5 protein-coding genes are annotated in these 6,606 nt (G+C 40.5%); 4 read left to right on the top strand and 1 reads right to left on the bottom strand.

Annotated features, from left to right (window positions below; translation table 11 throughout):
• Window positions 1–2,286 (top strand): YadA family autotransporter adhesin (locus C5N92_RS04375; RefSeq protein ID WP_181015869.1); only part of this gene is annotated, 2,286 nt, incomplete at its 5' end.
• A 186-nt stretch (window positions 2,287–2,472) separates the two neighbouring features.
• On the opposite strand, the gene dacB is transcribed toward C5N92_RS04375, so the two are convergent.
• Window positions 2,473–3,912, bottom strand: a complete 1,440-nt coding sequence (gene dacB / locus C5N92_RS04370) for a serine-type D-Ala-D-Ala carboxypeptidase (RefSeq protein ID WP_111749646.1) — start codon at window positions 3,910–3,912, stop codon at window positions 2,473–2,475.
• A 114-nt stretch (window positions 3,913–4,026) separates the two neighbouring features.
• Here dacB and greA point away from each other — a divergent pair, with 114 nt between their 5' ends.
• From greA to murQ, 3 genes are all read left to right on the top strand, one after another.
• On the top strand, window positions 4,027–4,503 hold the full coding sequence (gene greA / locus C5N92_RS04365) for a transcription elongation factor GreA (protein ID WP_111749645.1): 477 nt from the start codon (window positions 4,027–4,029) through the stop codon (window positions 4,501–4,503).
• A 61-nt stretch (window positions 4,504–4,564) separates the two neighbouring features.
• Complete coding sequence (locus tag C5N92_RS04360) at window positions 4,565–5,677, top strand: anhydro-N-acetylmuramic acid kinase (RefSeq protein WP_111749644.1); 1,113 nt, start codon at window positions 4,565–4,567, stop codon at window positions 5,675–5,677.
• Between the two features lie 8 nt (window positions 5,678–5,685).
• On the top strand, window positions 5,686–6,600 hold the full coding sequence (gene murQ, locus C5N92_RS04355; RefSeq protein WP_111749643.1) for an N-acetylmuramic acid 6-phosphate etherase: 915 nt from the start codon (window positions 5,686–5,688) through the stop codon (window positions 6,598–6,600).
• Window positions 6,601–6,606: the final 6 nt, after the last annotated feature.

Genomic DNA, 6,606 nt, shown 5'->3' with positions numbered 1-6,606 from the left:
AAAGACGGTGAAAGCAAAACCCGTATTGTGTACGAAAAACCAAACGGTGAAACCGAAACAATCGCAACTTTAAATGATGGCTTAATTTTCACAGGTAATAACGAAGTTAAGAATAATCACAAACTTAATAGCGTTGTGAAACTAGTGGGAGAAGGCGTTGATAAGGCAGCATCAGAGAAATTCAGTAGTGCATCAGGCAATATCAATGTGAAAGCAAATGGTTCTGATACTCTTGAAGTTCAGTTGAATAAAGATGTTAACTTAACAAAAGATGGTTCTGTAACTATTGGTGATACCGTAGTGAACAACGACGGTGTGAAAGTAGGAGATACATCATTAACTCAAGATGGTTTAACTATTAAAGATGGTCCAAGTATCACTAAAGATGGTATCAACGCAGGTGACAAAGTGATCACTGGTGTTGCAGATGGTGATATTTCAGCAACTTCAACTGAAGCGGTAAATGGTTCACAACTATATACTGTTCAAGAAGCTGCTAAGGCTGCAAAAACAGAAGTTAAACAAGGTGATAACATCACTGTAACTGAAACAACTGGTAAAAATGGTCAATCAATCTATACCGTTTCTGTGAATAAAGATCTTGATCTTACTAAGGATGGTTCTGTAACTATTGGTAATACTGTAGTGAATAATGACGGTGTGAAAGTAGGTGATACATCATTAACTCAAGATGGTTTAACCATTAAAGATGGTCCAAGCATCACTAAAGATGGTATCAATGCTGGTAACAAAGTGATTACAGGTGTTGCAGATGGTGATATTTCAGCGACTTCAACTGAAGCAATAAATGGTTCACAACTTTACAATGTGAAGAATGAGTTAACCAAAAATGCGTTTGGCTTGAAGGATGAAAGTGGAAATGCGATCGTCCAAGATCTAGGTACAACCGTTTCTGTAGTGGGTGATGGCAATGTGAAAACCAATGTGATCACAAAAGGTGATGGTTCTAAAGCATTAGAAGTCAGCTTAGGTACAGATATCTTGGTTGGTAAGAATGGTGCAGATGGTAAAGATGGTTCTATCGGTGTAACAGGTAAAGACGGAGCGTCTGTTGTTCTAAACGGAAAAGACGGCTCAATTGGCTTAACAGGACCGAAAGGCGCAGACGGTAAAAATGGAGCATCAGCGAATATCAGCGTGAAAGACGGAGCGAAAGGCTTAGACGGAAACGATGGTAAAGACGGTGAAAGCAAAACCCGAATCGTCTATGAGAAACCAGATGGTACAACTGAAGAAATTGCGACCTTAAATGATGGCTTAATTTTCACAGGTAATAACGAAGTTAAGAATAATCATAAACTTAATAGCGTTGTGAAACTAGTGGGAGAAGGCGTTGATAAGGCAGCATCAGAGAAATTCAGCAGTGCATCAGGCAATATCAATGTGAAAGCAAATGGTTCTGATACTCTTGAAGTTCAGTTGAATAAAGATGTTAACTTAACAAAAGATGGCTCTGTAACTATTGGTGATACTACCGTTAACAATAATGGCTTAACAATCAATGGCGGGCCAAGCATCACTAAAGATGGTGGCATTAATGCAGGTGATAAGAAAATCACTAACGTAGCGGCAGGTGAAGTTTCATCGGATTCTAAAGATGCGGTAAACGGAAGCCAGTTATATGCAACTAACCAAAATGTGACAAATATTACAAATGAAGTTGCAAAAGGTTGGTATGTCACAACCTCTGGTAATACAGAGACATCTAATGTGAAAAGTAACGTTAAGATGGGAGATACCGTTGCGATTGATGGCGGTAAGAACATCAAAGTAAAACAATCTGGTAATACTGTATCAGTTGCTACTGTTGATAACCCATCCTTCAATAGTGTTACTATTGGCGGTGATAATGGCGTGAATATTTCGTCAACTGTGGCAAACGATGGAGTTAAAGAGCTAAGTGTCGGTTCAACTGATGCGCCTACTCGAGTAACAAACGTAGCAGCGGGGGTGAAAAATACAGATGCTGTTAATGTTGGACAGTTAAAAGGAGTTGTGAACCATATTGATAACAAAGTGAATAATATGAATAAGGACTTAAAAGCTGGTATAGCAGGAGCTATGGCTGCTGGAAACTTATATCATGCAACTATTCCGGGTAAATCAATGGTAGCAGCAGGCGTAGGTACCTATAAAGGACAATCAGCGTTATCTGTAGGATATTCTAGACTGTCTGATAATGGTAAGACTGGTGTTAAAGTATCATTCAATACCGATACTCGTGGTGGTGTAGGTGCTGCTGCAAGTGTTGGATATCAATGGTAAACATCATCGGATATTTGACTTATTAGCTTTAAGTAGTTAGTAATTTTATGAAAGGACTAAGTTTTATAAGGACTTAGTCCTTTTTATTTTTTATATATCAGAGATGGAATTATAGGACAAAATAAAAGCCCTTAATTTGATATCAAAGTAAGGGCTAGGAAATTTCTGAGATAAACACACCGCTTGTTAATTATCGTATAGTTTCATAAATAAACTATGTTCAAACTGATTTAACGGTCCACGTTTCGTTTTGCTTTCAAGCTCACCTGTTGAATAGCCATTAATAAACTGCACAAATGCAATACGTTCTCCACGGGCGTTAAGCATAAATCCTGCTAAATTATAAACCCCTTTCAACGATCCTGTTTTCGCTATCACATTTTTTGCTAACGGCTCAACGGCAATAGAGCCACGACCTGAAATGGTGCCATCTACTCCCGCAATCGGGAAGGTTTCAAATAGGTGAAAATTCTCTTCATGTTTGGCAATGGCTTCAAGAGCTTGTAACATCGTCACAGCATTAACCAGATTATGCCTAGAAAGCCCAGATCCATCAGTCACGACACTATTGTCAAATTGAACACCCGCTTGCGTTTTCAATATATTCCGTAATGTCAGACTGGCTAAAGGAAAGGTCGCTGGACGTTTGTGTTGTTGATGTGCAATGGTTCTAAATAGCGCATCAGCAATTTGGTTATCTGACTTTTTCATCATCTTTTTAAGCAGATCTTGTAGTGGCGCAGAATAGTGTTCTGCTAACAATGTACCGTCCACCGCTTTTGTCGCAGTCTGAATCTGCCCATCAAATTGAATCCCTGTTCGTTTTAAATACATTTTAATCAGATTTGCCCCGTAGCTTGTCGGGTCTTGTACCGCAAAGCTTAAGCCAAAAGGTTTGGCTTGGCGTGCTAAACAGCCTTTAATATGATAGCGATTGTTATCATTCACTACCGCATCTAGCTCGCAGTAACCTGCTTCTGCTTTATCGGCGACATAAGCGGAACTAAAAACTTGAACAGGATAAGCGCTTGGTACATCGACTTTTATTGGGCTTCCTACAGGCTGATTTGCATCTAAATTGGCATAGAAACAATTTTGGTCAATATTCACGGCAGCAGGGGGCGCACTAAAGCAGATATTTAAATCATTCCAAACCCAGCCCGCCGCCTTATCATGGCTAGTAAAGACGGATGTATCCATAATCAAGTTGCCTTGAATTTGGTTAATGCCTTGCTTTTTTAATTGGGAAATTAATTGTAATAACTGACCGCTTGTTAAATCAGGATCGCCTGTAAATTTTGCAATTAAATCGCCTGTTAAGGTGCCATTTTCCACTTTCCCATTACTCAATAATGCCGTATGAAACTTAAAATCATCGGGCAGAGCAAGTTTAGCTGCTAGTGCGGTAAACACTTTTTGTGTACTTGCGGGTAACATAAAGTTATGGCTTTGATAATCTGCGATCAGTTCACCTGTATTTAAATTCTTTGCGATGACACTCACCGTTGCTCCTTGGGGAAGTTGGCTGACAAGTTGTGCGACATCAACTTTCGCAATCGCCACGGAAGACGAGCAGAGTGAAATAAAAAGAGAAATACGAGTCGCTTTTGTAAAAAATGAAATCATAGTAGGTTGATATTTTGATAAAGAAAATGAATAATAGCGTTCTGAAATCATTATATAACGTTCTGCCAAAACAGCCTTCTGTTTTGGCAGGAATTTTTTATGCAAGGATAAAAAATGCAACAAATTCCTATGACAGTTCGTGGTGCAGAATTACTGCGTGAAGAACTTGATTTTTTAAAAAACGTTCGCCGTCCAGAAATTATTGATGCGATTGCAGAAGCTCGTGAGCATGGCGATTTAAAAGAAAATGCTGAATACCATGCCGCACGTGAGCAACAAGGCTTCTGTGAAGGGCGTATTAAAGAGATTGAAGGTAAACTGGGCAATGCGCAGATTATTGATGTAACCAAAATGACCAATAATGGCAAAGTGATTTTTGGTGCAACCGTTACTTTAGTGAATGCAAATACGGATGAAGAAGTGACTTACCGTATTGTTGGTGATGATGAAGCGAATATTAAAGAAGGGTTGATTTCGGTAAATTCGCCTATCGCCCGTGGCTTAGTTGGCAAAGAAGTTGATGATTCTGTCAATATCAAAACCCCGGGTGGTAATGTAGAATTTGATATTATCGATGTTCAGTATGTTTAACCAAAAATGAGAAAAAAGGGAAATGTGATATTTCCCTTTTTTCTTAGAAGGAGTTTCGCCTATGGCACAATATTATCTTGGCGTAATGTCGGGGACAAGTTTAGATGGGGTGGATTTAGCTTTGGTCGATTTTAGCCAATCGTCTAAATTAATTGCTGCTGATTTTGCGCCTATGCCTGAACATCTACGCTTGGCGCTTTCTGAGCTGGTCAAACAGGGAAATACAACATTACAGCAACTTGGCGAGTTAGATCACCAATTGGCTTTGCTCTACGCTGATTGTATCAACCGTTTTTTAGAGAAACAGCAACTGTCCACTCAAGATATTATTGCGATAGGTTGCCATGGGCAGACGGTTTGGCATAGTCCTAAAGGACAATACCCTTTTACGATGCAAATTGGCGATATGAATCTGCTTTCAGCTAAAACAGGGATAACGACTGTTGGCGATTTTCGTCGCAGAGATATGGCATTCGGCGGGCAAGGTGCGCCACTCGTCCCAGCTTTTCATCAAGCCGTGTTTAGTTCGTCTGAACGTTTGACTGTGGTATTAAATATTGGCGGTATCAGTAACATTTCTGTACTTCATCCACAGCAAGCGACCATTGGCTACGATGTGGGGGCGGGGAATACATTATTAGATATTTGGATCGAAAAACATCTTGGTAAGCGTTATGACGCAAACGGTGAATGGGCTAAAACAGGTAAGGTAAATCCGACACTGCTTTCGTTTCTGTTAGATGAGCCATTTTTTCAACAGCCACCGCCTAAAAGCACAGGGAGAGAGTTGTTTAATTTAGATTGGCTTTCGCAAAAATTAACGCAAATCGAACCGCTTGCACCTGAAGATGTTCAAGCAACGCTTGTGGCATTTACCGTTCAAAGTATCGTACAAGCGCTACAGCAGATTGAAAATCCAGAGAACTTACCTTGTTTACTACTGGTTTGTGGCGGCGGGGCGAAAAATCCGTTGATCATGCAAGGGTTGCAAACAAACTTGAAAACGTGGCATGTTGCAACGACCACAGAATATGGGTTAGATGTTGATTATGTAGAAGCAGCTGCTTTTGCATGGTTGGCGCATCAACGTGTGCATAACTTGCCTGCAAATTTACCGAGTGTCACTGGGGCAACACAAGCGGTCAGTTTAGGCGCAATTTTTCCCAATCTTTAAGGAATATCATGGCAGAACAAGATTTATTAAAAACGCTTACGCAATTAATTACCGAGCAGCGTAACCCAAATAGCATGAATATCGACAGCCTTTGCGCTTATGATATTGTCAAAATCATTAACAATGAAGATAAACAAGTCCCTGTGGCGATTGAAAAAGTCCTACCACAAATAGCACAAGCCGTTGAGAAAATCGTAGAAGCTTTTCAACAAGGCGGACGATTGGTTTATATTGGTGCAGGGACGAGCGGACGCTTGGGCGTGTTAGATGCGTCTGAATGTCCGCCAACCTTTGGTGTTTCCTCTGAAATGGTTAAAGGGATTATCGCTGGCGGAGAGCGGGCCTTACGCCATCCTATTGAAGGCGCTGAAGATAACAAAGAGATGGGGAAAAGCGACTTACAAGCGGTGAGTTTTAGCCAAAAAGATGTACTCGTCGGTATCGCTGCCAGTGGCAGAACGCCTTATGTATTAGGGGCTTTGGAATATGCCAAAGCATTGGGCGCGACAACGGTTTCTATCGCCAGTAACCCCCATTCTGCCATGAGCCAACTTGCCGATATTGTGATTGATACGGTAGTTGGCGCGGAAGTGCTAACAGGTTCAAGCCGAATGAAATCGGGTACTGCACAAAAATTGGTGCTAAATATGCTTACCACCGCAAGTATGATTTTAATCGGTAAGTGCTATCAAAATCTGATGGTTGACGTTCAAGCCAGTAATCAAAAATTAGTAGCAAGAGCTATTCGCATTGTAATGCAAGCCACTGACTGTTCTCGTGACATTGCTGAATCGACTTTGCGCCAAGCGGAGAATAATGCGAAGTTAGCGATTTTGATGATCTTAGCAGATCTTGATAAAAGCAGTGCGAATGCTTTATTACTCAAACATCAAGGGAAATTACAACAAGCGCTGGAAGGTTAAATATAT

It is taken from the genome of Glaesserella australis, from assembly GCF_003260095.1.
Taxonomy (GTDB): Bacteria; Pseudomonadota; Gammaproteobacteria; order Enterobacterales; family Pasteurellaceae; genus Glaesserella; species Glaesserella australis.
Note: the sequence above shows the minus strand (reverse complement) of the source record. Positions and strands in the feature narration are given on the sequence as shown.

What these genes read in the sequence shown, in the direction of transcription:
- dacB (WP_111749646.1), bottom strand. Translation starts at nt 3,912, where the DNA reads ATGATTTCATTTTTTACAAAAGCGACTCGTATTTCTCTTTTTATTTCA.
- greA (WP_111749645.1), top strand. Translation starts at nt 4,027, where the DNA reads ATGCAACAAATTCCTATGACAGTTCGTGGTGCAGAATTACTGCGTGAA.
- C5N92_RS04360 (WP_111749644.1), top strand. Translation starts at nt 4,565, where the DNA reads ATGGCACAATATTATCTTGGCGTAATGTCGGGGACAAGTTTAGATGGG.
- murQ (WP_111749643.1), top strand. Translation starts at nt 5,686, where the DNA reads ATGGCAGAACAAGATTTATTAAAAACGCTTACGCAATTAATTACCGAG.